The 661-nt window shown below is 71.9% G+C and carries 2 protein-coding genes; one reads left to right on the top strand and one right to left on the bottom strand.

The features are described 5' to 3' along the window. A partial coding sequence (dcd, locus tag G3I71_RS45410) for a dCTP deaminase (RefSeq protein WP_164324774.1) occupies positions 1–338 on the bottom strand: 338 nt, incomplete at its 3' end. Between the two features lie 139 nt (positions 339–477). Here dcd and G3I71_RS45405 point away from each other — a divergent pair. Then, positions 478–661: hypothetical protein (locus G3I71_RS45405; protein WP_203733028.1), on the top strand; the 184-nt coding region annotated here is incomplete at its 3' end.

Raw genomic sequence — 661 nt, 5'->3', positions numbered from 1 at the left:
GAGTGCGTCAGCAGCCCCAGCCGGCCCAGCGACGACTTGCCCTCGAGGCGCGCCGCGACGTCGTCCGGCAGCGTCACCTGCTCGTACGTCGCACCCAGCACGAACTCGCCCGGGTGCAGCACGAACGGCTCGCCCGCCTCCGCCTCGACGAGCCGCGTGAGGTCGGGCTGCTCGGCCGACGGGTCGATCACCGGGTACTTGTGGTTGTCGAACAGCCGGAAGAACCGGTCGAGGCGCACGTCGATGCTCGACGGCTGGACCATCGCGGGCTCGTACGGGTCGAGCACGACCCGTCCCTGCTCGAGCTCGGCACGGATGTCGCGGTCGGAGAGCAGCACGGGTGCGAGCGTAGTGGGAACCCGTGGGAACCGGTGAGAGCCAACGGACGAACCGGGCGCGGTGCACAGCCCGACCCGCGTCGCGTTCACCCGCACGGGCACGCCGACATGGACCGGTGTCCGGGTTAGCGTGGCGTGCGTGACCACGACGATCGCCCGCACGGTGCGCGTCGTGGCACCCCTGGCGCTCGTGCAGGCCGCGCTCGCCGCGTGCTACGCCGGCGTGGTCGTGGTGCTGCTGCCGCGGCAGGTCGCGCTGCTCGACGCGGCGTCGAAGGTCGAGAACCTCGCGCTCGTCAGCACCGTGTCGTTCGCGTTCACGG

It is taken from the genome of Streptomyces sp. SID12501 (assembly GCF_010550245.1).
In the GTDB taxonomy this organism is placed as follows: Bacteria; Actinomycetota; Actinomycetes; order Streptomycetales; family Streptomycetaceae; genus Streptomyces.
Note: the sequence above shows the minus strand (reverse complement) of the source record. Positions and strands in the feature narration are given on the sequence as shown.